Annotated in this window: 26 protein-coding genes and 1 tRNA gene; 13 read left to right on the top strand and 14 right to left on the bottom strand. The window is 55.8% G+C overall.

Features of this window, described 5'->3' with window-relative positions:
- On the top strand, nucleotides 1-103 hold a 103-nt coding region (locus VEI50_13725), incomplete at its 5' end, for an integrase core domain-containing protein (GenBank protein ID HXX76183.1).
- A 128-nt stretch (nucleotides 104-231) separates the two neighbouring features.
- Entirely contained in the window at nucleotides 232-360 is a 129-nt protein-coding gene (locus VEI50_13720; protein ID HXX76182.1) for a hypothetical protein, read from the top strand.
- Here VEI50_13720 and VEI50_13715 read toward each other — a convergent pair.
- Entirely contained in the window at nucleotides 350-847 is a 498-nt protein-coding gene (locus VEI50_13715) for a JAB domain-containing protein (GenBank protein ID HXX76181.1), read from the bottom strand. The two genes, VEI50_13720 and VEI50_13715, sit on opposite strands and share 11 nt — an antisense overlap.
- A gap of 551 nt (nucleotides 848-1,398) precedes the next feature.
- Here VEI50_13715 and VEI50_13710 point away from each other — a divergent pair.
- From VEI50_13710 to VEI50_13695, 4 genes are all read left to right on the top strand, one after another.
- Complete coding sequence (locus VEI50_13710; GenBank protein ID HXX76180.1) at nucleotides 1,399-2,520, top strand: tyrosine-type recombinase/integrase; 1,122 nt, start codon at nucleotides 1,399-1,401, stop codon at nucleotides 2,518-2,520.
- A 15-nt stretch (nucleotides 2,521-2,535) separates the two neighbouring features.
- Nucleotides 2,536-2,612, top strand: a tRNA-Arg gene (locus VEI50_13705).
- A gap of 15 nt (nucleotides 2,613-2,627) precedes the next feature.
- Nucleotides 2,628-5,564 carry a DUF748 domain-containing protein gene (locus VEI50_13700; protein ID HXX76179.1) on the top strand — a complete coding sequence of 979 codons (2,937 nt, stop codon included), beginning with the start codon at nucleotides 2,628-2,630 and terminating at the stop codon, nucleotides 5,562-5,564.
- A gap of 93 nt (nucleotides 5,565-5,657) precedes the next feature.
- Nucleotides 5,658-6,293 (top strand): peroxiredoxin, encoded by a 636-nt coding sequence (locus tag VEI50_13695; protein HXX76178.1) that lies wholly within the window; start codon nucleotides 5,658-5,660, stop codon nucleotides 6,291-6,293.
- Between the two features lie 98 nt (nucleotides 6,294-6,391).
- On the opposite strand, the gene VEI50_13690 is transcribed toward VEI50_13695, so the two are convergent.
- Entirely contained in the window at nucleotides 6,392-8,578 is a 2,187-nt protein-coding gene (locus VEI50_13690) for a radical SAM protein (GenBank protein ID HXX76177.1), read from the bottom strand.
- A gap of 133 nt (nucleotides 8,579-8,711) precedes the next feature.
- Here VEI50_13690 and VEI50_13685 point away from each other — a divergent pair, with 133 nt between their 5' ends.
- Nucleotides 8,712-9,491, top strand: coding sequence for a cyclase family protein (locus VEI50_13685; protein HXX76176.1), 780 nt, complete (start codon nucleotides 8,712-8,714; stop codon nucleotides 9,489-9,491).
- Nucleotides 9,492-9,547: 56 nt separating this feature from the next.
- Here VEI50_13685 and msrB read toward each other — a convergent pair whose 3' ends face one another.
- The 4 genes from msrB to VEI50_13665 form a co-directional block, all read right to left on the bottom strand.
- The gene (gene msrB, locus VEI50_13680; GenBank protein HXX76175.1) at nucleotides 9,548-9,967 is read right to left on the bottom strand and encodes a peptide-methionine (R)-S-oxide reductase MsrB; all 420 of its coding nucleotides are present in this window, start codon (nucleotides 9,965-9,967) and stop codon (nucleotides 9,548-9,550) included.
- Between the two features lie 88 nt (nucleotides 9,968-10,055).
- Nucleotides 10,056-12,428, bottom strand: a complete 2,373-nt coding sequence (lon, locus tag VEI50_13675; GenBank protein HXX76174.1) for an endopeptidase La — start codon at nucleotides 12,426-12,428, stop codon at nucleotides 10,056-10,058.
- A gap of 178 nt (nucleotides 12,429-12,606) precedes the next feature.
- Nucleotides 12,607-14,625 (bottom strand): hypothetical protein, encoded by a 2,019-nt coding sequence (locus VEI50_13670; GenBank protein ID HXX76173.1) that lies wholly within the window; start codon nucleotides 14,623-14,625, stop codon nucleotides 12,607-12,609.
- Nucleotides 14,626-14,653: 28 nt separating this feature from the next.
- Entirely contained in the window at nucleotides 14,654-15,832 is a 1,179-nt protein-coding gene (locus VEI50_13665) for a THUMP domain-containing protein (GenBank protein ID HXX76172.1), read from the bottom strand.
- A 33-nt stretch (nucleotides 15,833-15,865) separates the two neighbouring features.
- Between VEI50_13665 and VEI50_13660 the strand changes: the two genes are divergently transcribed.
- Nucleotides 15,866-16,405 carry an NUDIX hydrolase gene (locus VEI50_13660; protein HXX76171.1) on the top strand — a complete coding sequence of 180 codons (540 nt, stop codon included), beginning with the start codon at nucleotides 15,866-15,868 and terminating at the stop codon, nucleotides 16,403-16,405.
- Between the two features lie 17 nt (nucleotides 16,406-16,422).
- On the opposite strand, the gene VEI50_13655 is transcribed toward VEI50_13660, so the two are convergent.
- Genes VEI50_13655 through VEI50_13645 form a run of 3 tightly spaced genes read right to left on the bottom strand, consistent with a single transcriptional unit; the run spans nucleotide 16,423 to nucleotide 17,207 of the window.
- Complete coding sequence (locus VEI50_13655) at nucleotides 16,423-16,737, bottom strand: iron-sulfur cluster biosynthesis family protein (protein HXX76170.1); 315 nt, start codon at nucleotides 16,735-16,737, stop codon at nucleotides 16,423-16,425.
- Nucleotides 16,734-16,997 carry a type II toxin-antitoxin system RelE/ParE family toxin gene (locus VEI50_13650; protein ID HXX76169.1) on the bottom strand — a complete coding sequence of 88 codons (264 nt, stop codon included), beginning with the start codon at nucleotides 16,995-16,997 and terminating at the stop codon, nucleotides 16,734-16,736. The genes VEI50_13655 and VEI50_13650 overlap by 4 nt, the downstream gene beginning before the upstream one ends.
- A gap of 6 nt (nucleotides 16,998-17,003) precedes the next feature.
- A complete protein-coding gene (locus VEI50_13645; protein ID HXX76168.1) occupies nucleotides 17,004-17,207 on the bottom strand; it encodes a hypothetical protein in 204 nt (67 codons plus the stop codon).
- A 65-nt stretch (nucleotides 17,208-17,272) separates the two neighbouring features.
- On the opposite strand from VEI50_13645, the gene VEI50_13640 reads away from it, so the two are divergent.
- Complete coding sequence (locus VEI50_13640) at nucleotides 17,273-17,992, top strand: SDR family oxidoreductase (GenBank protein HXX76167.1); 720 nt, start codon at nucleotides 17,273-17,275, stop codon at nucleotides 17,990-17,992.
- 12 nt (nucleotides 17,993-18,004) lie between these two features.
- Nucleotides 18,005-18,220 carry a hypothetical protein gene (locus VEI50_13635; GenBank protein HXX76166.1) on the top strand — a complete coding sequence of 72 codons (216 nt, stop codon included), beginning with the start codon at nucleotides 18,005-18,007 and terminating at the stop codon, nucleotides 18,218-18,220.
- A gap of 3 nt (nucleotides 18,221-18,223) precedes the next feature.
- On the opposite strand, the gene VEI50_13630 is transcribed toward VEI50_13635, so the two are convergent.
- Entirely contained in the window at nucleotides 18,224-18,541 is a 318-nt protein-coding gene (locus tag VEI50_13630) for a PilZ domain-containing protein (GenBank protein HXX76165.1), read from the bottom strand.
- 169 nt (nucleotides 18,542-18,710) lie between these two features.
- On the opposite strand from VEI50_13630, the gene VEI50_13625 reads away from it, so the two are divergent.
- The 3 genes from VEI50_13625 to VEI50_13615 are packed head-to-tail and all read left to right on the top strand — an operon-like array spanning nucleotide 18,711 to nucleotide 20,566.
- Nucleotides 18,711-19,439, top strand: a complete 729-nt coding sequence (locus VEI50_13625; GenBank protein HXX76164.1) for an A/G-specific adenine glycosylase — start codon at nucleotides 18,711-18,713, stop codon at nucleotides 19,437-19,439.
- Nucleotides 19,440-19,853 (top strand): 8-oxo-dGTP diphosphatase MutT, encoded by a 414-nt coding sequence (gene mutT, locus VEI50_13620; GenBank protein HXX76163.1) that lies wholly within the window; start codon nucleotides 19,440-19,442, stop codon nucleotides 19,851-19,853. It abuts the gene before it with no gap.
- Entirely contained in the window at nucleotides 19,850-20,566 is a 717-nt protein-coding gene (locus VEI50_13615; protein ID HXX76162.1) for a 3'-5' exonuclease, read from the top strand. Before mutT ends, VEI50_13615 begins: the two co-directional genes overlap by 4 nt.
- 6 nt (nucleotides 20,567-20,572) lie before the next feature.
- Here VEI50_13615 and VEI50_13610 read toward each other — a convergent pair whose 3' ends face one another.
- From VEI50_13610 to mtaB, 4 genes are all read right to left on the bottom strand, one after another.
- Complete coding sequence (locus VEI50_13610; protein ID HXX76161.1) at nucleotides 20,573-21,505, bottom strand: hypothetical protein; 933 nt, start codon at nucleotides 21,503-21,505, stop codon at nucleotides 20,573-20,575.
- Between the two features lie 75 nt (nucleotides 21,506-21,580).
- Entirely contained in the window at nucleotides 21,581-21,706 is a 126-nt protein-coding gene (locus tag VEI50_13605; protein ID HXX76160.1) for a hypothetical protein, read from the bottom strand.
- A gap of 379 nt (nucleotides 21,707-22,085) precedes the next feature.
- Nucleotides 22,086-23,450 (bottom strand): tRNA (N6-isopentenyl adenosine(37)-C2)-methylthiotransferase MiaB, encoded by a 1,365-nt coding sequence (gene miaB / locus VEI50_13600; protein HXX76159.1) that lies wholly within the window; start codon nucleotides 23,448-23,450, stop codon nucleotides 22,086-22,088.
- Nucleotides 23,447-24,784 (bottom strand): tRNA (N(6)-L-threonylcarbamoyladenosine(37)-C(2))-methylthiotransferase MtaB, encoded by a 1,338-nt coding sequence (mtaB, locus tag VEI50_13595; protein ID HXX76158.1) that lies wholly within the window; start codon nucleotides 24,782-24,784, stop codon nucleotides 23,447-23,449. The genes miaB and mtaB overlap by 4 nt, the downstream gene beginning before the upstream one ends.
- Nucleotides 24,785-24,845 lie beyond the last annotated feature (61 nt).

Below are 24,845 nucleotides of genomic sequence, written 5' to 3'. Positions count from 1 at the left end.
GCTCGTGGAGTGCTGGCGGCAGACCTACAACCGGATTCGGCCCCACAGCGCCCTGGGCTATCGTCCGCCGGCACCGGAAGCCATCGCGCCACGGTGCGCGTGAGTCACATTGCAAGTGGTACAACTACAGGGGGCAGGTCAGCGCTGGTGCGCTAAGACGGTCGGAGCGGGAGACTGGCGCAGGCCGGCCGGTTGCGTCAGTTCTCTCGGATGTGAGGAGAAGAAAAGAACTTGGCAACGCAGATCAATCAGTTGGGATCGATGATGGCGGCGGATATCGTGGCCTGGGGGACGGCCGTGATCGGAATCGCCCTTATGGCGTCGGCCGTTATCTGGGTGTTGCGGCTTCTTAGGAGCTGAGAACTGGCCAGCCCTGGTCGGCAAAACTGTAGTAGCGGTCCCCGCCAAGGACGAGGTGATCGAGGAGCGTGATCCCCAGCAGTTCGGCGCCCTGCCGTAATCGTTGGGTCAACACCCGATCCTCGGAGCTGGGCGTAGGATCACACGACGGATGGTTGTGGGCGCAGATGAACGCGGCCGCGTTCATGAGGATTAAGGGTTTAAAAACCTCGCGGGGATGTACGATCGTCAAGGTCAAGGAGCCGATCGAGACGATGTTGATGCCGATAATGTGATGCTTAGCGTCCAAGCCGCAGACGAGAAACTGTTCGCGATCGAGGCCCTCAAAACAGGGCCGAAGCAGAGCCGCGGCCACAGTGGATGTCTGGATCGGTGCAGAGGATGCGGAGCCCGATGTCTCGCACACGAGCGCGATCCGAAAGCGAGGCACACGATACGGTAACGGACGTTTGTGCGTGACGGCCCGCCGTCTCTGGTTTTCTTCCATCTGATTTCCTCCTTATAAATGTTGCCCCACCCCGCACGAACGACAGGGGTGGGGCACAGAGGAGGAAGATGCGGGCAGAGGCGCTTTCGCAGCGGGCAGGCCTGAACGGGCGGAGGCCCGCAGGGAGGGAACCGGAATGGCGTGACGGCTGCTCCTCAGCGATGGCCCACCACCGCTGGGGGCTCAGGCTTCAAACCATGCCGGCGTGTACGCGGGCTCATCTGGGCGGTAGGGGGGTCGTAAGACTTCCCCGGTTCTCGCTACATGTATTGAATATAGTGATGGAATATTTTTTGGAGAATCATGAGCAAACTTTTGACAATGGCTGAGGCATCGGAGTATCTAGGCATTTCCAAATTGACTCTCTACGGCTGGGTATCTGCACGGAAGGTAGGTTTCGTCAAGGTTGGGCGTCTCGTGAGATTCAAGCAGGAACACCTCGACAGGTGGATTGACCAACATACGGTCAAGGCGCGGCGAGAGACGCAGGAGCTTCAGGAAGGCGCTCAAAGCATGGATCCGAGCGGCGCAGAGAGCAGGAGGGAAGAAAGTTGGGACTGACCAAACGACCTGACAGCTACTATGTCGAGTTCCGCGTGATTGACAGTGAGGACGGGAAGTCTTTGGTATTGGCAGGCGGAGTACCAGGGGCAAGAAAGAAACGGTGGAAAGTCGGCTGTCTCAACAAGACCATTGCCAGAGAGATGGAATCAGTCATCAGGACTCGTCTTCTACTCGGACAGGAGAAGAGTGAACAGGCAAAACCTGTCCTCTTCAAAGATTGGGCAAAGATCTACCTAGAACTCGAAGAAGTCAAAACACTCCGGTCCTTCGTAGGTCGGTCCCATAGTGTTGAGACTCACCTTGTTCCGTTCTTTGGTGGCAAACTGTTGAGTGAGGTCAGGCCACAGGACATCGAAGCGTTCAGAGCACAGCGGAAGAAGGCGAATGGGAAACCAGCCAGCATTCAAACAATCAACCACGACCATGTTGCACTGAAGCACTGTCTCAACGTTGCAATCCGAAGAGGACTACTCCAGAGTAATCCGGCTTCCAGGGTCCCGATGCCCAACGCGAACAATGAACGAGATAGGGTATTGAGTGACGAGGAGTGGTCAAAGTTGTATCAGAAAGCTAAGCCACACATAAGGCCAGTCTTGCTGACTACATACCAGTTGGGGCAGCGGTTCAGTGAAATCGTTGGCCTCACGTGGGACCGTGTGGACGTGAAACGAGGATTCATTGCTCTACGAACACTGGATACAAAGACCAAGACCGCCAGACAGGTACCTATGACTCCTGACGTGAGGCTCACCTTGCAGAGGCTCGCCAAGGTGCGGAGTCTCGCTACCAAATATGTGTTCACCTATAAAGGGCAACCACTGAAGCGGATTAGTCGTTCATTTAAGACTGCGTTGAAAAATGCTGGTATCATGGATTTTCGATTCCATGACTTGCGGCACTGTGCGTCAACCAACCTGCGACGGGCAGGGATGGACACGGCGACGGCCATGAAGATCGTGGGGCATAAATCAGAGAAAATGTGGAAGCGGTATAACGCCATTGAAGAGCGAGACTTGACGCAAGCCGCTCTAAAGGTTCACAAATATCTCCACGAGAACACTCCGGGAACACTAAGCGAATCTACAGCAGAGTACTCGGAAAGTAAGTAGTTGAAATATAAGGCTGCGCCCGTAGCTCAGTTGGATAGAGCATCAGCCTTCTAAGCTGAGGGTCGCTGGTTCGATTCCAGCCGGGCGCACCAATTGGTTAGCCATTCATGCACTGGTTGATCCGTTCGCCTCGTCTCGCGATTCTTGCCGCTGTTTTATTGGTGGTGTACACGCTCGTCGGGTTTTTTCTCCTTCCGTATATTATCAAGACCCAAGTCATTCCCATTCTGGCCGAGCAACTTCACCGTCCCGTTTCGGTCGCGGATGTTGAAGTGAATCCCTTTACACTGTCCCTTCGGGTGACCGGATTCGATATCCGCGAAGTAGATCAAACTCCGGTGATCGGGTTCGAGGAGTTTTTCATCAATCTCCAGGCGATCTCTCTCATTCGTCGGGCCTATGTCTTCGACTCGATTCGGCTTGTGCTCCCCTTTGTCTCGGCCAGAGTGTCGAAAGCAGGGCAGTTGAACCTTCTTGCTCTGGCACCGCCTCACAATGAGCCCCAAGCGGCTACTCCACCGCAGGAGGAGAAGGCACCATCTCCAATCCCTGCCATCGAGATACGGGAGTTCGAGATCACGCAAGGTGTGGTCGAGTACAGAGATGACTCAAAGCCAAAGCCTTTTGCACTCGATATCGTCCCGATCCACATCGCGCTCAAAAACTTTTATACAAAGCCGGGCGGTGAAAATTCGTACGCCTTTACTGCGGAACTGGGCAAAGGTGAGACCCTCGCATGGGAAGGAACCATTTCCCTTGAGCCGGTTCGATCATCCGGAAAGTTTGTCTTGTCGGGGGTGAAACTGCCCAGCCTCTGGAAGTACATGCAGGACCGTTTTCGGTTCACCATTGCCGACGGCATGTTGACAGCCGATGCCGCGTATAACCTCGATACCGGTGCCGATCCGCTGCTCGTACAGATTACACAGGCAAGCACGCAGGTAGAAAATTTGAAGATCACCGAAGAGGGTGGGCTCGATCCCGTGATTGTGATTCCGACGGTGAAGGTCGAGGGTGTGGAGCTCGATTTGGCAAAGCGGGACATCACAGTGGCGAACGTTGCGGTCGAACAGGCTTCCTGGACGGCGTGGCTGAATCCGGATGGAAAGGTCAATTATCAGCAGTTGTTCGCGCCGGTCCCCTCACAGGCCGCCGCTCCAGTCGCCAGCGCCGCATCCCCGCAGAAAGAAGAGAAGCCATGGTCGGTCTTTCTCAAACAGATCGGCCTCGAGGATCATGCCGTCGATTTCGAAGATCGATCGCTTCAAACCCCCGCACACATCCGAATTGCTTCTCTTACAGCGGATACGCATGACGTCCATATTCCCCTGAAGGATCCGCTTCCTCTGTCCGTCGCGATGCAGATCAATGACACGGGCCAGATCCGCGTAACCGGATCGGTTTCACCAAACCCTTTTCAGGCTGACTTGACCTTGGGCTTAAAAGAGATCGCGATCAGGCCGTTTCAACCGTACTTCGAGAAATCGGCCAGAATTGATGTGTTGTCCGGTGCCGTGAACGTGGATGGTCAGCTGCACCTCGCGGTTCACCATCCCCGTGGTCCGTTCCTGTCCTATCAGGGGAATGCCAACTTGACGGATCTGTCCATCGCAGGACGGGATCAGGATGATGAAGTAGCCTCGATGAAACGATTCTCCCTGAACACCATCCGTCTGACCGTCGAGCCGACTGCCCTTTCGATTCAAGAAGTTGGCCTCCAGGAACCGGTCGTGCATCTTGTCATCCTGTCGGATGGGGGGTCGAACTTTGCAAAACTGAGGTCCTCTGAGCCGGCACCTGCGCCGACCGATCAGAAGCCTCCACCAGATCAGAAATCTAAGAGTGCTCCCGTTTCCGTGACAATAGGGGCGGTCAAATTATTGAAGGCCGCGGCCACGTTCCGTGATGAGACAGTTCAGCCTCCAGTGAGCACGGGCATTTCAGACTTCACGGGAACGATCAAGGGATTGTCTTCCAAGCAGATCGCTCGGGCCGACGTTGATCTGGCCGGCAGAGTCGATCGGGTCGCGCCCCTCAAGATTGCTGGGACTATCAATCCGCTGAGCGAGGACGCCTTCACCGATTTGGCCATCACGCTTGAAAATTTGGATCTGACGACGGCCGGACCGTATAGCGGAAAGTACGTCGGCTATGAGCTATCGAAGGGAAAGCTGTTCTTTGACCTGAAATACAAGGTGTCCCAGAAAGTGCTCGAAGCAGAAAATAAAGTCGTCGTCGATCAACTGACGTTCGGCGAGAAAACCAACAGTCCGGATGCGACGTCGCTTCCCGTTCCCTTCGCCGTGGCTCTCCTCCAGGACCGGAACGGGCGGATTGAGATCGATCTGCCGATTCGTGGGGACCTCAATGATCCGGATTTCAAGTACGGCAGAGTCCTGCTCTCGACTCTGGGTAATCTCCTCACCAAGATGGTCGCCTCTCCCTTTGCCCTGGTAGGCAAGCTGGTTCCGGGCGGAGGAAGTGCTGAAGAACTGCAATACTTCGAATTCGAGCCAGGATCGGCGGTGCCGGGGGCAGCGGAGTTGAAGAAGGCTGAGGCATTGATCACGGCGCTTCGAGAACGACCGGGGTTGCGGCTGGAAATTACTGGAACAACTGACCCGGTGTCTGATCGCCAGGCGCTCCGTTTGCAGAAACTCAAAGCGCAGCTTTTGGCCTCATGGCAACAGGAAAGGGCTTCGCCAAAGGATACAAACCTGCCGGTTGCGGAAGAAGAACGGTTGATCAAAGAACGATTCAATCAACAACAGGGTCAGCAGGGTGGCACGACGCCCCCCTCGAAGCCGGACATGGCTCCGAAACCGCCGACCATTGAAGAGATGAGACGGCAGCTGGCTGCGTCCATCCCTGTGGAGGACGCAAGTCTCCGCAGCTTGGCGGATGAGCGGGCGAAACAGATGCGCGACCGATTAGCGGGGGAGGGTAAGTTGCCAGAAGAACGCGTGTTCCTCACGGAGAGTGACTTGACCGCATCAGGTCATGAAAAGGTCCGGAGCCGAGTGAATATCACGGCTGGGTCATAGGGATAGGTTTCCACTTGAACTTGGTCTGGGGGAGACAGTATCGTAGTTCCATTCATCTGTTGGCCAGACAGGTTCGTAAACAAGGAGGTCATCATGGCACTACGATTGGGAGACGAAGCCCCGAATTTTACGGCAGAGACAACTGAAGGGACGATCAACTTTCATGAGTGGTTGGGTAACGGATGGGGGATTCTCTTCTCACATCCGAAGGACTTCACCCCGGTCTGCACGACCGAGCTGGGTTATATGGCGAAGATCAAGGATGATTTTGCCAAGCGCGGGGTCAAAGTCCTGGCCATCAGTGTCGATCCGCTGGATTCCCATCGCGGATGGACGAAAGATATCAACGAAACGCAACATTGTACGGTCAGCTACCCGTTGATTGCCGACCCGGACAAAAAGGTGGCGATGTTGTATGACATGATCCACCCTAATGCGCTGGATAACATGACGGTCAGGTCCGTCTTCGTGATCGGACCAGATAAAAAAATCAAGCTCATGCTGACCTATCCCGCTTCATGTGGCAGGAATTTCGACGAATTATTGCGCGTCGTCGACTCGCTACAGCTCACTGCCAAGTACAAGGTGGCCACTCCGGTAAATTGGAAGGATGGGCAGGACTGTATCATCACTCCGGCGGTGACCGATGCAGAAGCGAAGACACTGTTTCCGAAAGGGTTCAAAGCGGTCAAGCCGTACCTCCGCTATACGCCGCAGCCGAATAAGTAGCGAGTGCTGTATCCATAATAGGGGCGGGAGCAGCTGTTGGCTGCTCCCGCCCTTTGTGTTTGTCGAGAGGTCTCGCTCTTGAGAGTTGTTCACGCCCTTTACACGAGCAACAGACCGGCCGCGCGAACTTTCTTCCACGATGGGCTGTCTAAGTAGGTGGCGAACTCTTTGGGATTTCCTGGAAAGGCAGATTGCGCTTCACGAAGCAACGGGTAAGGATGCGAAGGTTTGTTCTTCGGCGTGGACTGTTGAATCAGGTCCGCGAGCCACACAGCGTGCGGTTTGGACATGGACACAGCGGAATCGCTCGTACGTCCCGGTAGGATCACGCGAGCGTGTTTTGCACGTGCCGTCACCACCGGTGTTCCTCCAAGCCAGACCACCCGCCGCTCGACATGCGGGTCATCTTTCCTTGTCCTGTCTCGCAGGAGTCGTTTCACCCAGGCGCCAGAAACCCGTGGTCGTGGGACGGAATGGTCGAACCATCGCCTGACGTCGAGGTTCAGACCGCGTCCTTCCAGGTAATTCAACATTGAACGACGCAAGCCCTCGCCGAGCCATTGCGGATTCTTCCCGACACGATCTTCGTGGAGCAAATCATTCTCGGCGAACCCTTTACACGTGGGACCGAGGATGCGGAGGCCGTGTTCGGCCGGCGCGAGTCCGATCGGACTGTGGGCCGTCGCAGTGAACCGGTGCCAGAAGGCGGATTGGATCAGGTCCTCAGCAAACAGTTGGCGAACTCGCTCCAGCGAATCCACCGTTTCTTGAATCGTTTCAGAGGGACACCCGTACATCAGATAGGCATGGATCAGGATGCCGGCCTCTCTGAAGGCCGCCGCTACGAGGGCAGTCTGATCCACGGTGATGCCTTTTTTGATCTGCTCCAGCAGACGATCGGACGCTGCTTCGAGTCCTGCGGTCACTGCGATGCAGCCGGAGGCAGCTAACAGTCGGCATAAGTCCGGAGAGAACGCTTCCTCGAATCGGATATTCCCCCACCACGAAATCGTGATGCCTCTTTCCAACAAACCAAGGGCGAGCGCTTTCAAGGCGGCCGGTGGTGCAGCTTCGTCAACAAAATGGAACCCGCGGCGGCCGGTCTCGGCGAGCAGTTGCTCAATCTGATGAAGCAGTCGATCGGTCGGCGTCATTTCGAACCGGCCGATGTAATCCAGCCCCACATCGCAGAACGTGCATTGCTTCCAGTAGCAGCCATGCGCCACAGTCAGTTTGTTCCAATGGCCTTCCGACCACAGCCGGTGCATCGGATTCGTGCTGTCCAGAATCGTCAGGTAACGATCGAGCGCGAGGCCGCTGTAGGTCGGGCATCCAATTTCATCCATGGTGAAGTCCCGGTCCGTGCACTCGGTGGCGAAGACGACTCGCTCCTTGTCTCGATAGAACGTACGAGAGAGTTGTGCGCGAGGCCTGGTTCCTGACAGATGTTCGATTAAAGACAGCAGCGGTCGTTCTCCGTCGTCGAGCGTCACGTAATCCACATAGTCGAACACACGCGGGTCTGAGAGACGTCTCAGTTCCGTATTCGCGTAGCCGCCTCCCAGGGCGATCTGAATATCCGGCCGGTTCGTCTTGATCGACTGGGCGATGCGAAAGGCACCGTAGAGATTGCCGGGAAACGGCACCGTCAAGCCGACGAGAGAAGGATTCAGACGGTCGAGATGGTACCACAAGGCATCCAGCATGAATTGATCCGTCAGCGTCGGTTTGGGAGCCAATGCCTGAATAATGGTGTCGAACGACGACGCAGCACGGGCGATATGTTCCGCATAGCGGCTCAAGGCGAAGTGAGATGACACGGTCGCCTGAACCAGATCGGCAAGGTCTTCGAGGAAGAACGTGGCGAACTGTGTAGCACGATCATGTTCTGCTCGGCCTCGTGATGACAACCTTGTGCCAACGCGACCGACGAAGCGGGGACCTTGGGGAAGAAATCCCGGTCGGGCAAGGAGGGTCGCCAGCGAGGGATTGCGTCCCTGCAGAAATTCGATGACCGGCTCGATGGTATCCAAGTAAGCCCGTTCGACTGTGAGCATTTGTTGGGCTTCCCCAGGGAGATCCTTCCCGCTTCGCCGTATCTCCTCGAACAGGGCAGTCAGTCCGGCTCGATTGAACAATCGGAGGACCATTTCAATCCCCAGGTCGGCCTGCTCGCATGGGATACCACGAGATCTGAGAAAGCCGGTGAGATACGCGGTTGAGGGGTAGGGGGTGTTGAGTTGCGTCAGCGGGGGAATCAGCAGTAGAACCATCGGGAGACCCATAGGCTCACATACCATAGTTTGTCGAACGAAGGCCAGGAGGAGCCTTAGAACCTATCTCAAAATAGTCACTTCGAAGAGGAGCCGCCGGGCGGGGGCAGTTGCTCTTAGTCACTTGAGGATGAGGGAGGGAGCGATGTCTTTGAAAATGACCATGATCACCTTCGTGGTGCTGGGTATGGCAACATCGGTTTTGGCAGAGATCGATGAGAAGAAGCTCCTCGACCTCACTTACCCGCTGGATGAGCAGACTGTCTTCTGGCCGACGAACAAGCCTTTCAGCTGGAACAAGACAGCGTGGGGGAAGACGATGGCCGGCTACTGGTATGCCTCCGGGGATTTCTCTATGTCGGAACATGGCGGAACCCACATCGATGCGCCAATCCATTTTGGCGAGGGGAAGCGGTCGGTCGATGCCATCCCACTTCAGAATTTAGTGGCTCCAGCGGTAGTGATCGACGTTCGCTCGGCAGTTGAACAGGATCGGGATTATCGATTGACGGTCCAGGATATAAAGACCTGGGAGTCATGCCATGGCCCCATTCCTTCCGGAGCGGTCATCTTGATGCTTACAGGGTGGGGGAGACGCTGGCCGGACAAGCATCGGTATCTTGGAACTGACACGCCGTCTGACCCGAAGACGTTGCACTTTCCCGGTTTCTCGAAAGAGGTGGCTGAGTTTCTCGTGACGAAGCGCAACGTGGATGGCATCGGCATCGACACGCCGAGTATCGATTACGGTTCCTCGCAGGATTTCATCGTACACCAGATCGTCAATGGTGCTGACAAGTATGGTCTCGAGAACATCGCGAATCTGGAGCAGCTCCCGCCCAAAGGCGCGACGCTTGTTTCGTTGCCAATCAAGATCAAGGGAGGCACGGGCGGACCAGTCAGAATCATGGCGATTCTGCCGTGAGGGCGACCGAGAAAATCGCTCGAGCGAACACACTAAGAACTCAATGCGCTAAGTCGCTACGCCGGCACAAACTTCAATGCCACGCCGTTGATGCAGTATCGCAGTCCAGTCGGTTTAGGACCGTCCTTGAAGACATGGCCTTGATGGCCATCGCAGCGGGCGCAGTGGACTTCCGTCCGTGGAAAAATCAGTTTGAAGTCGGTTGTGGTGCCGATGACCTTAGGATCGATCGGTTGCCAGAAGCTAGGCCAGCCCGTCCCGCTATCGAACTTGTGTTCCGAAGAGAAGAGCGGTAAGTCGCACCCGGCACAATTGTAAATGCCGGCCTGATGGTTCTCGTGCATGGGGTTGACGAACGGCCGCTCGGTTTCCTCGTGTCGCAGGACGCGATAGGTCTCCGGTGACAGGAGTTTCCTCCACTCGTCGTCGGTCTTGATGACTTTCACGATCGCGCCGATCTCCGGTTGCTTACCCATCGGGAGTTTCCTCTCTTTCCGGTTTCTTGCGGTCCGCCAACTGTCTCGATCCGGTGAGACGATGCCTCTCATTCTCCTTCGTCGGTTGTCAGGCGGAAACCTGACAAGGTTCCTCCTGGTGCTCCACGGTGGTGAAGGCTGCTCGCAGCACCTCGTGGACGGTCTCGACCAGGATGAACTCGATGTCGCGACGGACCTCCTCAGGAATTTCTTTGAGATCCTTCTCGTTGGCCTTCGGCAGAATGATCCGTTTGATTCCCGCTCGATGTGCGGCGAGAACTTTCTCTTTGATTCCGCCGACCGGCAGGACCAATCCACTGAGGCTCACCTCACCGGTCATAGCCGTGTCTTTCCGGATCGGTTTCCTGACATAGGCCGACGCGAGCGCCGTGGCCATGGTGATCCCGGCGGAAGGGCCGTCTTTGGGTATGGCTCCGGATGGCACGTGAATGTGAACCCCGTTTCGCTTGAAGCGGGAGATATCGAGTCCCATTTCCTCTGCATGGGCCCAGAGATAACTACGGGCCGCGCGAGCCGATTCCTGCATGACGTCGCCGAGCTGTCCGGTCAACGACAGCTCATGACTGCCCGGCAATAAACTGGTCTCGATGTACAGAACGTCGCCACCGGTCGGTGTCCAAGCGAGACCGGTCGCAACTCCGGGAGGGAGTTCTTTCCTCGCTTCCTCCGGTATAAACCGTTCCGTGCCGAGCCATTCCGTGAGCTGATCCATCGCAATGGTGACAGGCGCCCGCTCCCGTCCGTCCGTTATATCGGCGAACTGCAACGCGACCTTGCGGGTTAACCGTCCGAGCATTCGCTCGAGCTGGCGCACACCTGCTTCCCGCGTGTACCTGCTGATGATCCGATCAAGTACTGCTGCGGGAAGAATGACTTCGCTCGGCTGCAAGCCCGCCTCCGTGAGACGGCGCGGCCAGAGATAGCGTACGGCAATCTCGGCCTTTTCCCGTTCACTGTATCCGCCCAACTGAATGATTTCCATTCGGTCCAACAGCGGCTGGCTGATCGTATCCAGTGTGTTTGCCGTGGTGATAAAGAATACCTTAGACAGATCGAACGGCAGATCCAGATAGTGATCGCGGAACGTGTGATTCTGCGCCGGATCCAGAATTTCCAACAGCGCTGCAGCAGGATCGCCTCGGAAGTCGCGGCCCATCTTATCCACTTCGTCTAGCATCAAGACCGGATTGTTCACGCCGGCCCGGCGAACCGCTTGAATGATCCGACCGGGGAGAGCTCCGACATAGGTCCGTCTGTGCCCGCGCAATTCTGCTTCATCATGCACGCCGCCCAGGCTGAATCGCTCAAACTTCCGGCCCATCGCTCGCGCAATGGACTGACCCAGACTGGTCTTGCCGACTCCCGGAGGACCGACGAGACACAGGATCGGCGCCTTGGCACCGGGGTTTAATTTCAAGACGGCCAGGTGCTCGACGATCCGCTCTTTAACTTCCTTGATCCCATAGTGGTCTTCATCCAGCACCTGGCGGACGCGGGCGAGGTCCAGGCTGTCTTCCGACGCCTTCTTCCAAGGCAACTCAAGGACCAATTCAAGATAGCTTCGAATGACCTGATGGTCCGGTGACGTAGGAGGAATTTTCGCCAAACGAGTCACTTCACGTTCAGCCTCCTTCCGAACGTGGTCCGGCAGGTCTGCCTCTTCGATTTGTTTCTTCAGACGACCTGTCTCACCTTCGTCACCATCCGACTCGCCCAGTTCCTGCTGAATCGCCTTGAGCTGTTCGCGAAGAATATACTCGCGTTGCGACTTGCTGATCTTGGCTTGCGCTTCGGTCGTGATCTTCTCTCTCAATTGAAGGATCTGGATCTCGCGAGACATCGCCGCATATAAAGTGCGCAGGAGATCGACGCGTGTGGTGGCCTCCAAGAGTTTTTGTTCCTCCTGGACAGTGAGATTGAGCAATGACGCGATCCGGTAGGCCAAGGCGACCGGGTCCTGTTCCGCCCCCAAGGCGACAACCGCTTCTTCCATGCCTGGAGCGCGAATAAGCTTGGGCAGGTCGGCCACGATGTCTTGGATGGCCCGATGCAGGGCGTCGACTTCCGTGCCTGTATCCGTCGGTTCGGTGGACTGGCGGACACGAGCAACCAAATAGGGGTCTGTTTGATCGAGCCTGAGAAGGACGACTCGTTCGAGTCCCTGAACCATGACGTGGATCTGTCCCTCAGAGACCCGGGCGAGCTGTTTGATGACGGCTTTAGTCCCGATTGAATAGAGATCTTTCAACTCCGGTCCTTCAACATCCGGCGCACGCTGGGCGATAACCAGGAGTGTTTTGTCTTCTGTCTTCATGGCCGCCTCGACTGCGGCGATGGACCGATCTCGACCGACGGTCAACGGCATCATGACGCCCGGAAACAGAACCGTGCGTTTGATGGGAAGTACCGGCAGATTCGAGACGATCATTGACTCACTCATTTTGGCCTCCTTAGGGGCAATACTGAGGGTGTGAGCTTCTAAGTAGCCATTACTTGAGGTTAGTCAAGGTAAGGGATGGATCTCGCTGATGGATCAGGTTGAAAACATTGGCTGGAGGCAACTGAATCTGGTTGATGTGATACAGGAGGGTAAGTTTCTATGAGGTTGAAATCTCGGGCTATTTATCAACGAATAAGCCGCCGGAGACATCCTGTTGGATGGTATTGTTGGTGCGCTTTAATGTGCCAAAAGAATTCGCGGTCGGTGTGTCAGGGTAGTCGTCCGTTCCACCAAGGTCAAAGAACGCACTGAGGCTCGTCGTGTCTGCTATGCCCATCCCTCGGGAGACTCGATACTGGTCGTTGCCGCCTTCTTCGATGAAGACACTCCATGAGGTAAGGTCAGCCATGCCTAGCCCGGTCGAACGGTCGAAGAGATAGGTGTCGCGGCCTTTACCTCCGTCCACCATGAGTCCCGTACTATAATCCCAAGCCACTCCGGCATTGTAGAGCGGACCTGACGATCCGTAGCGATCCTCTCCTTGTCGGTCGATGAAGAGGGCTGCGCCAAAATGAGCCGAGGCTCCATGACCATACCGAGCCGCCTGATGGTCGTCGTCACCGTCCAAATCCAGTTTCACACCCGTGCCGAAGAAATATCCATGCCCTTGTGAAAAATTTGCGCTCTGGTAGTGATCGTGCCCGTCGATGTCGAGCAAGACTCCCCACCCACCGGCCAAATTGTGGGCTTGCCATTCGAGGCGCTTGGTGAGAATGCGTTGGCCTGATCCTGTGCCGAGTCCGAAGCAATCGTACTGAAACAACGGATCACCGGCTTTTACAGTGGGGGCGTCCTGTGCATTGTAGGAGCTGGGATACTTGTCACCGCACTGATAGTGATCGTCACCGGCCACGTCGACGACGGCGCCGATACCCAACGGGCCACCGAATCCAACAGCGAATCCGTAGCTCGTGTAGCGATCGTTGCCGGAGTTATCGAGTAACAGACCCAAACCTCCGATCGCAGCACCCTGCGTCAACCGGTTCCCCATATATGCATCGTTGCCTTTGCCGTCGAACAGAATCCCGAGTCCGCCGAATCCCGCGCCGCCGGACCCACGGTCGAGTTGATAGACGTCGTCGCCCGCATGATCAATCAAAAGGCCGACACCGAGTCGCCCAGTGGCCAATCCGAGCGGGACTCCGTCGTAGGTGTCGTTCCCACTAAGATCGATGACCACGGAATTACCCTGGTCTTCACTCGCAGAAGCGGCAATTGTTCCTCGGTAGTGATCGTTTCCTCCAAGATCAATCACGAGGCCGAAGCGCCCGTCGAGCTCATACGTATTCGCTCCGGACCCGCCGACGACGATCATGCCGTAAGAGGTCTTCTCGGCCAGCAGCACATCGCCGGTCACCCCCGGGGGAACCTGGGTTGCAGGCAACGGTTTGGAGAACGCGGTCGTGACCTGATGGAGCCACCGTTCGTTGGCAAAGCGGGCAAGCACCTGGGCGGCCCCGATCAGAGCAGCGTAGTCGACCTGTTCGTCCAGTAGTTCAGCAAAGCGGAGGTTGGCTTTGATCAAGGAAGTCGCCTGGTCCGTTAGATTCGAAATCTGCGGTGTAAATCGCTCGACTAATGCTGCGGCATGCGTAAAGAGAAAATGTCGCTCTTCTTCCGTCAGGTTTGCCAGTGCCTTGTCACGCAGGGTGGATGCTGCTTCTAAACTGTCGACCATGAAGGTCATCAGTTCAGCCTGTGTCGTGGTTGAAGGTAAGGGGACCGCCTTGTGAAAGGAGGAGGTTCGATCCATTCCCGCTTCGAGAATGTCGAGCAGGGCCGGGAGGTTGACCGGACCCCCTTCGGCTATCTCGGCGATCAGCAATCCCTGTCGTTCGAGGTCTGTAAGGCCTTCCCATGGATGCTTGAGCGCGGCGATCGCCAGACGCCGTTTAAAGCGCGTGGGGTTGTCGTCGATCGTCTCACGGGCGGCCAACACTGCGGCCTGACGAGCGCCGACCAGCCGCGCGACGTCGTTGCGAACGGGCGGTGCGATACGATCGACGACGGATTCCCGCATGTGGCCAGAGGGAGCGGGCGGCGGCCCGGCCAGTTCAAAAAAGGATTGACCCGCACTACAGCCTGGAAATAACAACAGCAGGAGAAGGCTCAGGAAACGCCGGAAGCGTCCGCTCATAGAAGTGCGTACAGCATACCGTGCGGGATTATCCATTACCACGGGTGATCCGGTTGGCCTTTCGCATCGATCCTTCGACGATCCGAAACTCATAGAGACGACATTCCAATGGTCCGTTAAAGAGCGGGATTCGTCTTGAGGGGGACAACCCGATTAGCTTCGGGACGCGACTGTCGCCCGTGAAGATGTAGGCCTTCCAGCCCGCAAACCGCTGTTTCAACCAGTTGCCAACCTTAGGATAGAATAGATCGAACTCATCCGCGTAACTCAGCCGCACGCCATAGGGAGGATTGATCATCATGATGCCCTCGTTGGCCGGTGCTGTGAGGTCCAGGATGTCACTCTGGCGGAGGCGAATATCAATGGTTACCCCGGCACCTTGGAACGTCCATTGTGCGAGCTTGATGGCGGCAGGATCACGGTCGGACGCATAGATAGGGGTGGGAACTTCAGCCAGTTGCTGAGCGCGACTCGCTTCTCGCAGGTGCCCCCAGTATTGAGCATCATGGATCAGGAATCGCTCAAACGCGAAAGAACGAGCTTGTCCCGGGGCAATCTGTCGCGCGATGAGTGCCGCTTCAAGGGGAATCGTTCCGCTTCCGCACATTGGGTCGAGCAGAACGCCGCGCGGAGTCCAGCCGGCTAATCGCAGCAGACCGGCAGCCAGATTTTCGCGCAAGGGAGCTTGACCGGTGCTGATCCGATGGCCCCGCTTGAACAATGGGTCACCCGATGTGTCAAGGTAGAACGTCACAGTCGTCGCGTCCAGGAACGCATCGATACGGATATCGGGGCGATGCGTATCGACGCTCGGTCGACGATGTCGAACCGAAAGGAATTTGTCGCAGATGGCGTCTTTGGCCCGCAAGGTCACAAAATCTAGGCTGGTGAGCGGACAATGCCGTGCACTGATCTTGACCTTGATGGTGTGGGATGGCAGGAACCAATCGGGCCAGGGAAGGGCATAGGCCTCACGATAGATGTCGTCTTCCGAACGATATGAAGCGTGGCCGACACGCCAGAGTACGCGACTGGCGATACGGCTTTCGAGGTTGACCCGATACAGGGAGGGCCAGGGAGCTTGGAATGCAACGCCACCCTCGGTGCTTTTCGTGGCCGAGATGCCAAAACTGTGAAGTTCCTCTTCCAGCACGACCTCAAGTCCTCGTGGACAAGGTGTAAAGAACCAATGGTTTGTGCTATCCATCTAGAGCACGTCCTGCAGGCTCATGGTTGACGGATGAACTTTTGCAGCGTTTGCGGCAAACCGGTATCGAAGAAAATTCCGCCCGGAGATAATTTGCTCCGCTTCGTGTGCGAGTCCTGTCAGACGATTCACTATCACAATCCCAAGATCGTTGCCGGCTGTATTCCGGAGTGGGAAGATCAGATTCTGCTGTGTCGTCGCGCGATCGAACCGAAGTCCGGCCTCTGGACGTTCCCGGCCGGCTTTATGGAGATCGGTGAGAGCACCGAACAGGCTGCCAGGCGTGAAACTGAAGAAGAGGCGCACGCTCAGGTCGAGGTGACATCGCTGTATGCCGTGCTCAGCTTGCCGCATGTTGGTCAGGTGTACATGATCTTTCGAGGTCGCATGGTTGCTCCAGAATTTCGTGCAGGAGAGGAAAGTCTGGATGTGCGCTTATTCAGCCGCGACACCATTCCCTGGGATCAAATCGCCTTTTCCGTCGTAAAGGATGCCCTGCGCCGTTATGTCGAGGATGCGGTCCACGGCACGTTTCGCGTGCACGTGGCAAGTCTGCCGGACCGCCTTGTCTAGCCGGATTCGTCGAATCATCAATTGAGCGAGGGAATGGTTAGGAGCGGGAGGCTGCGCCCTTGCTCGTCGTGGAGGAAGCGAAAGCCGTCGGTGGTGGTGTAGTCGAGGGTTACTCCATCCATCCGGGAGGCACTGTATTGTTCGATGGCGATCGTGAGCCCGTCGATTTCTTGAACGGCATCCTCAGGTTGAGCGGCGGCTTCCATGGAAATGCTGAAGTTCAAGCGGGTCTGGTCCAAATCACGGACGGAGATGCGGATGACCGGATCTTCCAGGTGATCGAGCTGAATCGCTTTCAGACGGGTGATGGCGGCGACCGTGACGACGATCATCTTCGCAAATCCTTTTCTTGAACGATGCCGTGAATCTCGACCAGGTGTTCGGCCCGATCGAGCGAATAGAAAATTCGCCAGTCGGCGACGGCGTATTTACATAACCCAGGCAATTCTGTCGTGACCGATTCGTGGCGGAGATTCTCGGCGTTGGAGGCCAGCCACTTCGTCTTGTCTACAAGTCGTTGGGCCATGCCGGAATCGACGTGAGCGAGGTCTTTGAGCACGGTCGGGCGATACGCGATGCGGTACCATGCCATGATGGGTTACCACCGGAGTCCGAGCTGGTCGGCAAGTTCTTCGCCGGACAAGCGCTCTGTACTGGAGAGCGATTCTTTCAGTCGCGCACGTAGGTCTTCTCCAAGCTGGAGTCCTAGATCGGGGTCGCCCAGTAGCTCACGGAGTCGATCATCGACAAAGCCGCGCACAAGGTTCTGTAGCTGTTCAAGGGTAAGATGTGAGATATCCATGACACAACGAGAATACGAATTGGGGAAGCTGAATTGCAACTGGCCTAGAATCAGGAGGGCTCTTCATGAAGCGATTGGTCGGAGAGACTGCGATTGTTACGGGAAGTAGTAGTGGGATCGGCAAAGCGATTGCCTTACGATATGCCGGTGAAGGGGCCAAGGTTATCGTTGCAGCCAGGCGCGTCGAATTGTGTGAGCAGACCGTGGCTAAGATTCGTCAGGCGGGAGGAGAGGGTGTGGCCGTTCAAACGGACGTCACTGACGAGCGCCAGGTCGACGCGCTCATCCAAGACGCAGTGCGACGATACGGCCGGCTTGACATTTTGGTGAACAATGCCGGGATCTTTGGCGGGAGACGCTTGGCGGAGACGACCACAGCGGCATTCGACGAGGTGATGAATGTCAACTTGCGGGGCACATTCTTCTGTTGCAGAGCCGGATTCAAGCAGATGAAAAAGCAAGGAGGGGGAGTCATCATCAATATGTCGAGCGTTGCGGGAGTGCAGGCTTGGGCTGGAACCGGAACCTATAGCGCCTCCAAACATGCCGTGATGGCTTTGACGAAGTCGTTGGGTGACGAAGGGCGTCAGTGCAACATCAAAGTCAGTGCGATCTGTCCAGCCGGGGTTGCTGATGAACTCGTGGACGCATCGGCCGAAGATATCATTCGGAGTGAAAAGATCAGCCCGTGGGATATTGCGGAAACGGCTGTGTATCTCGCGACTCTCGGACCCTATGCAGTAGTCCAGCAGGTAGTTCTGGATCGACTTGGGGCGGACTGGTGAGCTGAGGACAACGTGACACGAAAACCGGGCGAGCCGATCTACTTGCGGGTCCACATTGTTGCACTGGCGCTGGCTGTCGTGGCGTCGATTGCGATTCCTCGTCTCTATGAGCTGTTCTTTGGTCCGATTAGTCTGGGAGCCCGCCTAGTTGCGGGACTGATCATCGCCGTCCTGGCAGGTGCTGTGCTCTACCGGATCTATCAATCCACCGCCAGGAACGAACCTTAGTGATTAAGCCTTCTTGGCGAGTTGCTGAATCACGCGGGTGAGACGTTCTTGTTGGGGCGGGGCGACGTTCAAAAACTCCATGCCGACACCGTGAGAGCCGGACCATCGCACCGTCGCATTCGTAATAGTGATTGGGGCAGGCTCGCCAGGAATGTGAAGATGGAGTTCCACTTGCATGCCAGTAAAGGGTTGAATCATCGTTTCAACGCGGCAACCGCGTAGGGAGAGATCCCGAAGCGAGCCCTTGTGCTTGAAGGCATCCCGCTGCACGAGCGTGCCGGAAAAAGACACGGGAAACCGAGGAAATTTACGAACAACCATTTTTCTGATCGACTCCTGCTGTTCGGGACCAAAGGACAGCCAGTAGCTGTGAGAAGAATTGTCGCAAAGCTCACGATTGCTGGCTAGAAAAAGACGATTCTTAACCGCCTGGCATCGTTGCTTTTCACGGAGGGCCCCCCTACAATGCCGGTTGACGCGGTGATTCGGGATGCCTCGCAAGACACAACCTCGGACGTCCTCACTTCGGAAGAATAGGAAGCCATCACAGCTCTCCCGACTCGATGCCTCGCTCAAGCGGCGATTTCAGCAGAAGCTCCTCAAATGGTACAAGGAACATGGACGGGACCTGCCCTGGCGAAAAACGTCAAATCCTTACCACATCCTGGTGTCCGAAGTGATGCTCCAGCAAACTCAAGTGGACCGGGTGATTCCGAAGTACCATGAGTTCCTTGACCGCTACCCCAGTATTGAAGACTTGGCGGAGGCACCGGTCGGGGATGTAAAACAAACTTGGTATCCGTTGGGCTATAACATCCGTCCGGAGCGGTTGCATGGCATCGCCCGCGAAACGGTTGCTCGGTATGGAGGGAAACTTCCGAACGGTCAAGAAGAATTGCTGTCGTTCAAGGGGATAGGCCGCTATACGGCAGGTGCCATTCGATCGTTCGCCTTCAATGAAGACGCACCGATTCTCGACACAAACGTCATGCGCGTGTTGCATCGCGTTTTTGTAGGAAAGGGAACCCCCAAATCACAGAAAACCGTGCTGTGGGAATTATCCGAGTCGTTGATTCCGCGGGGGAAGGGATATGACTTTAACCAAGCGATGATGGACTTTGGGGCCATGTGTTGCACCGCGAGAAATCCCTACTGCCAGCTTTGCCCCATGAAAACATTCTGTAAATCCTATCCCTGTGACACCAGTCGGGAGAGCTGAATGGCGGCTATGCGAACGATCGAAGTCGCTGCGGGTCTGATCAACCGCGACGGTCGGTACTTGATCGCGCGGCGCAAGTCGGGCGTCCATTTGGAAGGACTCTGGGAATTTCCTGGTGGCAAACGTGAAGCGGGAGAAACATTGGAGGAGTGTCTCCGGCGTGAATTGTGGGAAGAACTGCATGTCCGGATCGACCTTGTGAGCCCGTTTCATATTATCCGGCATGAATATCCCGAGAAGACTGTGGAACTCCATTTTTTCCGTTGCACGATCGAAAGCGGGCAACCGACTCCTGTTGACTGTGCTGAAATCCGCTGGGTCTATCCCGATCAACTCGAAAACTTTGAGTTTCCCCCGGCTGATCGGCCGGTGATTGACTCTCTACAGGAACAGGCGCGCCAGTTACAGCAATGAAGGTCGTGCTCGATATAGAAACGATTCAAGCCCCGCGAGAGGAATGGGCCCGACTGTCCGGCGTAGGGTCGGTACGCAGCAGCAGCGAATCCGTCGAACCAGGATTTGACCTCTTTACCGCCGGGGAGGTGGATGCCTTAAAGCGTGCTGAAGACGAACTCTACGCAAAATCCGCCTTCGATGGTACCTATAGCCGAGTGGTCTGTATCGGACTACTTGAGTTCTCTGATCAAATGGAACCGCGGGGGGCGGTGGCTTGGTATGGGGCGAATGAACGAGAACTCTTGCGGCAATTCTGGAGCCGACTCGCGCAGGATCGTCCTACCCTTTTCATTACCCATAACGGGCTGGGCTTTGACCTGCCGTTCATTAAGAAACGATCTATGATCCATCAAGTCAGGCCCAGCTTGGACATCAGCTTGGCAAAGTTTCGTACGGAGCCGGTGTACGACACAATGGCCGTCTGGAGTAATTGGGATACCCGGGGATGGGTGAAATTGGATGTCCTGGCGAGGGCCTTGAATGTCGAGACCAAATCTGGAAGCGGAGAACTGGTGGCCGAGATGTGGGAGAAGGGACAGGGGGCTGAGTTAGCTCGCTATTGTCTGCAGGATACGTACGTGACGTATGCGTGTTTTTGCCGAATGAATTTTCGACAGCCGCTGTCCCGCGAAGTTGTCCTACTTCAGCCGGAAGTAGTGAATGTTGGTTGAGATCACCTAGCGTGTCTGGGTTGCCTCAGCCGTTTTCTTCTTCGTCGCCGGCTTCGCCGAGACTTTGCTTGCCTTTATTGCCTTGATCTCCAGGTCACGCTCACGCAGTTCCCGCTTCATCCATTCCGCCTCTCTGCGCAGCATCTTGATCTCAGTGTCCTTCTTGGCGAGGGCGTCTTTGGTCTTCTTGAGTTCGTATTGTTCCTGGGTCACGGAAGAGCTGTCCTTGCTCTCTTCCACGTCGAGGCTTGCGACTGGCTGAGGCTTGGTCTGTGGTGTGGCGGCCTGAACGGAAGCTGGAACGGTCTTGGGTGCAGCTTGCGCGACAGGCAGCGGCGCAACAGCAGGGGCGATGGCAAGCGCTTGATAATCAATCACCGCAGCCATGTACCCTTTGCCGCCAGCTGCCGCATACGCCGGGGCTTGCTCGATACGAGCGACGCTCTCAGGCATGAATCCTTTAACGGGTCGTCCCTGGGCGAGCGTCACATGCAGAGCTCCTTTTTGGAGATAGATGGTGCCCGCGGCGGGTTCAGAACCTGACCCTGCCGATGAAGATGTGCGGAAACTCACGAGTTGCTCGGGTTTCGCCCTGGATAAAGCGTGCGTGAGCAGGGGACTCAAAAAGTCAACATCTTCATCGCTGAATATTCTCATCGGCTTGCCGCCGCCAGCGGACATTTGTGAGGAGCCGCCTTGAAAGCTGTCAGTGTAAAGTCCGCGAAGGGCTTTCGCCATGGTGACCTGATCAATCACCGCGGGATGGGAAGCTTCAAAGGACCAATCGGGGACTTCTTCGAGATACACGCTCCCTTTTGAACTCTGCGCGATCTTCGAGCCGTTTGCACATCCTGCCGCGATCAGACTCATTGCTGCCAGTCCGATGAAACCGAAAATAACATCCTGGGTCAGCTGTCGTAATAGTGAATGGATCCGCATGGGGTTTCTCCTTCTCATTCCGAACGCGACGTAGGCGGGTTTGTGTAGGATCTGCACGGTCGTTAGCTGGACCAATTACCAGATACCGAAGCCCATCAGGATCATACTGATCGTCAGCCATCCGAAGAGTCCGAGTGCGATGATGGTTTCAAGGCTGAGTGAGGGCTCGGACTTCCGATCTATGGTTTGGTTCTGGTCCATGAGACTCTCCAATGGTGAAGGCTACGACACGATGAAGTGACGAATTTATCAAGCAAAGTCCATGCCTTTTGAAGTTTGGACAGGCCTGTGCGAGAGTTCGTGGGACGGCCACGCTTATGAAAAACCCTTTACAGGAGGATGGTCTACAAAGATGAGCCAAACCCGTAAACCATAGCTTTCTAACACATTGATATGCCGTATCTTCTCCGGCAAGCAACGTGGCGGTCCGTTTTAGAAGATTTTGCGTCTGGGGTTGAACTGATCAGAGAGAGCGGGGCGTTCGACTAGAGGATTTCTTCCAAAGCCGGCACCGGACGGACATTCGCTGAGCGTTGCTGTTCAGAATTGTTCGGTGAAGGCTTGTAGCTACAGCAAGGCGTCAGCAGAGTAGTTTTCGTGCTTGTGGGCGTGTGTGGGCGAACAACGTAGATGCTGAGGCATCAAGGATCGGCACTCCGACGAAATCTCCCGGCCGACAGGTAATGAGAGATTTATCCCAGACAACGGTGACATTGCCATCGGTCTTTCCCGTTGACTGAGAATCAGAGCGTTTGGAATTACCGTCAACTAAGACCTCGACTGTGGTGCCGATATATGACCGGTTGTATTCGTAAGAAATCCGATGTTGAAGGTCGACGAGCCTGGTAACCCGTTCCGCCTTCACCTGCTCCGGAATGTCATCGAGAAATTTTCTGGCGGCAATCGTATGCTTTCGCTCAGAGTACTTGAAGATATAAGCGTTATAAAATCGGATTTCTTCGATCAGCTTGTAGGTTTCAGTAAACTCGGCATCCGTTTCCGAACAGAATCCGCAAATAATATCGGTGGTCAACACGATGTCTGAACGGAACGTTCGAATGCGATCCACCAAAGCACGATATTCCACATTCGTATAATTGCGGTTCATTAGGCTGAGAATACGATCGCTACCGGACTGCATCGGAAGATGGATATGTTTGCAAACATGAGGATGCTCCGCGACAACCTCGATCAGGCCAGAGGGAAAATCTTTCGGGTGTGGGGACGTAAAGCGAACACGTTCGATTCCAGGCACGTCAGCGACCGCTGTAAGCAACCGGGCAAAGTCCCAACTGCCATGACGGTAAGAATTCACGTTTTGCCCCAGGAGAGTGATCTGCTTAAACCCTTGCGCAGCGATCTGTCGAGCTTCTCGTACGATTCCTTCCGGGTCGCGTGACCGCTCTCGTCCCCTCGTATAAGGCACGACGCAAAAGCTGCAGAAATTATCGCATCCCCGCATAACAGCGATCCAGGCATTCACACCGTCGTTCCGTTCTGGCACAACGTCGTCGTAGGTTTCGTATTCGGAGAGATCGACAGCAAACCCCTTAAGAGCTGATCCTTGCTCCTGTAATCGAAGTGCGTTGGTTAGGAGCATGGGTAATTGACGATAGGCATCAGGACCGGCAAGCACGTCGACCAGAGGCTGTTGCTCCGTGAGCTCTTCCTTCAGATTCTGTGCCATACACCCCAGAACTCCCACCACCAGCGGACGCTGCTTCTTGAGAGCTTTGAGATCAGCGAGGTGACTATAGACTTTGTTGTGGGCATTCTCTCGGATGGCGCAGGTATTCATAAGAATCACGTCGGCGCGCTCGCGATCCTCGGTGAACACAAAGCCTTCTCGCTTCAGAAGCGAGCGAACGAGTTCAGAATCATACTCGTTCATCTGGCATCCAAATGTTTCGAGATGTATCAAAGGTGCTGCGAAGTGGGTTGTCATAATATAGGTAGAGACAGCGTTCGAGAGTGTCGAGGTTCTTCCATCAATTGGCCGACAGCCCAACGATCTGACGCTCCGGTAATCACCACGAGCCTCAGCTGATTCGCAAGATCGATTTCTGAAGCCGCGGCCACCTTTAAAAAATTGGCTGTCGTTCCAATCCTGAGGCCATCTATCTTTCCTGATTCGAACAGTACAGGCAGGGTGCAACCGATGTGTCGTTCCGCGAAGGTCAGCCGTTTATGTCGTGACAGCTCAGCCATTCTTCGCGCCCTTTCCCGGCTAACTCGGTCCGGCACACGGTGAGATAGCTTCGAGGCGGCCGTACCCGGCCTCGGCGAATAGGTAAAGATGTGAAAGTAGGAGAAAGGAAGGATGTCGGTCACGCGGAGCGTGTTCGTGAAGGCGGCCTCGCTTTCCCCCGGGAATCCTACCATGATATCGGTACCCAATCCGAGTCGGGGAACCAAGGAAGCCGCCCGTTCGATCAACGCAATGAACTCCGCCACGCGGTACGGACGATTCATGGCATGCAGAATCCCGTCGTCTCCACTTTGCAGCGGGACATGGAGATAAGGGCAGAGCTTTGACGACACGGCCATTTTGTCGAGAAGGGACTCCGTGATCGTCGTTGGTTCGATCGACGAGATTCGGATTCGCTCAAGCCCCGCAATCGTCTCAAGTCGCTCGATCAATCCCACAAGATCCACGCCGCGCTGGCCATAGCGCCCGATATTCACTCCTGTAAGGACCACTTCTCGATAGCCGCCTTCAACGAGGATTGATGCTTCTCGCATCACGTCCTCCACGAAGCGGCTTCGCTCATGACCTCGTGCGAACGGAATCAGACAGAAGCTACACATGACGTTGCAACCATCTTGGATCTTGAGGAACGCTCTCGTAGAGTCTGGTTCGCCGTATTCGGGCAGGGCGAAGTCCTCACGATCGATTGTCTTGGTATGGATCACGTCCGCCTGGGCGCGTTTTTTCAATGCCTGGGGCGTGGGAAGAAATGAGGGTAGATCCCACTTGAATTGATTGCCGACGATGAGATCGATACCGGGAACATTGCGCAACCTGTGTGTCCCGGTTTGGGCGTAACAACCGGTGACGGCAACGAACGCTTCAGGAGAATGCCGTAACGTCTTTCGAATAACATAGCGACAGGTGCGTTCCGCGTCCTCCGTTACGGAGCACGTATTCACCACGAGCAAATCCGTCGGTTCACCAAATTCGACGACACGGTACCCGTCTCGTCGAAGCCGCGATTCCAGAACGGTTGTCTCGGCCTGATTCAACCGGCAACCGAGAGTATGGAGAGAGGCTCGTTTCATACGTCGGCCGGGAGGCATTATAGAGAGGTTCTTCAGGCGGCGGCAAGGCGTACGATAGTTG

It is taken from the genome of Nitrospiraceae bacterium, assembly GCA_035623075.1.
Lineage (GTDB): Bacteria > Nitrospirota > Nitrospiria > Nitrospirales > Nitrospiraceae > DASPUC01.
Note: the sequence above shows the minus strand (reverse complement) of the source record. Positions and strands in the feature narration are given on the sequence as shown.

Excerpts from the sequence above, each read along its gene's own strand:
- VEI50_13715 (HXX76181.1), bottom strand. The coding sequence starts at position 847 with ATGGAAGAAAACCAGAGACGGCGGGCCGTCACGCACAAACGTCCGTTA.
- VEI50_13700 (HXX76179.1), top strand. The coding sequence starts at position 2,628 with ATGCACTGGTTGATCCGTTCGCCTCGTCTCGCGATTCTTGCCGCTGTT.
- VEI50_13695 (HXX76178.1), top strand. The coding sequence starts at position 5,658 with ATGGCACTACGATTGGGAGACGAAGCCCCGAATTTTACGGCAGAGACA.
- VEI50_13690 (HXX76177.1), bottom strand. The coding sequence starts at position 8,578 with ATGGGTCTCCCGATGGTTCTACTGCTGATTCCCCCGCTGACGCAACTC.
- VEI50_13685 (HXX76176.1), top strand. The coding sequence starts at position 8,712 with ATGTCTTTGAAAATGACCATGATCACCTTCGTGGTGCTGGGTATGGCA.
- msrB (HXX76175.1), bottom strand. The coding sequence starts at position 9,967 with ATGGGTAAGCAACCGGAGATCGGCGCGATCGTGAAAGTCATCAAGACC.
- lon (HXX76174.1), bottom strand. The coding sequence starts at position 12,428 with ATGAGTGAGTCAATGATCGTCTCGAATCTGCCGGTACTTCCCATCAAA.
- VEI50_13670 (HXX76173.1), bottom strand. The coding sequence starts at position 14,625 with ATGAGCGGACGCTTCCGGCGTTTCCTGAGCCTTCTCCTGCTGTTGTTA.
- VEI50_13665 (HXX76172.1), bottom strand. The coding sequence starts at position 15,832 with ATGGATAGCACAAACCATTGGTTCTTTACACCTTGTCCACGAGGACTT.
- VEI50_13660 (HXX76171.1), top strand. The coding sequence starts at position 15,866 with ATGAACTTTTGCAGCGTTTGCGGCAAACCGGTATCGAAGAAAATTCCG.
- VEI50_13655 (HXX76170.1), bottom strand. The coding sequence starts at position 16,737 with ATGATCGTCGTCACGGTCGCCGCCATCACCCGTCTGAAAGCGATTCAG.
- VEI50_13650 (HXX76169.1), bottom strand. The coding sequence starts at position 16,997 with ATGGCATGGTACCGCATCGCGTATCGCCCGACCGTGCTCAAAGACCTC.
- VEI50_13645 (HXX76168.1), bottom strand. The coding sequence starts at position 17,207 with ATGGATATCTCACATCTTACCCTTGAACAGCTACAGAACCTTGTGCGC.
- VEI50_13640 (HXX76167.1), top strand. The coding sequence starts at position 17,273 with ATGAAGCGATTGGTCGGAGAGACTGCGATTGTTACGGGAAGTAGTAGT.
- VEI50_13630 (HXX76165.1), bottom strand. The coding sequence starts at position 18,541 with ATGGTTGTTCGTAAATTTCCTCGGTTTCCCGTGTCTTTTTCCGGCACG.
- VEI50_13625 (HXX76164.1), top strand. The coding sequence starts at position 18,711 with ATGCCTCGCAAGACACAACCTCGGACGTCCTCACTTCGGAAGAATAGG.
- mutT (HXX76163.1), top strand. The coding sequence starts at position 19,440 with ATGGCGGCTATGCGAACGATCGAAGTCGCTGCGGGTCTGATCAACCGC.
- VEI50_13615 (HXX76162.1), top strand. The coding sequence starts at position 19,850 with ATGAAGGTCGTGCTCGATATAGAAACGATTCAAGCCCCGCGAGAGGAA.
- VEI50_13610 (HXX76161.1), bottom strand. The coding sequence starts at position 21,505 with ATGCGGATCCATTCACTATTACGACAGCTGACCCAGGATGTTATTTTC.
- VEI50_13605 (HXX76160.1), bottom strand. The coding sequence starts at position 21,706 with ATGGACCAGAACCAAACCATAGATCGGAAGTCCGAGCCCTCACTCAGC.
- miaB (HXX76159.1), bottom strand. The coding sequence starts at position 23,450 with ATGACAACCCACTTCGCAGCACCTTTGATACATCTCGAAACATTTGGA.
- mtaB (HXX76158.1), bottom strand. The coding sequence starts at position 24,784 with ATGAAACGAGCCTCTCTCCATACTCTCGGTTGCCGGTTGAATCAGGCC.